The organism is Roseibium sp. RKSG952, from assembly GCF_009711355.1.
Window position 1 is genome coordinate 1 of sequence record NZ_SMMF01000060.1, and the last position, 231, is coordinate 231.

A 231-nucleotide genomic window follows, 5' to 3' on the forward strand; every position below is an offset into this window, starting at 1 on the left:
TTGCCTCACCGCCTCAAGACAGATCTCCCGTGTCTGGATGGGTGCCGGCACCCATCGCAACGCGCTGCCGTCTTGCCTCACCGCATCGCGGCACATCTCCGGAGACCGGAGGTCTTCCGGAACATGTTGCAACACCCAGCCGAATTGCCTCACCGCTTCGAGGCACATCCCCTCCCTTCGGAGGTTTTCCGGCACATATTGCAACGCCGCGCCATTTTGCCTGACCGCTTC

At 61.9% G+C, this 231-nt stretch carries 1 protein-coding gene; it reads right to left on the reverse strand.

The annotated features are described in order from the left end of the window. Positions 1-231 (reverse strand): DUF4116 domain-containing protein (locus tag E1297_RS00140; protein ID WP_155132494.1); only part of this gene is annotated, 231 nt, incomplete at both ends.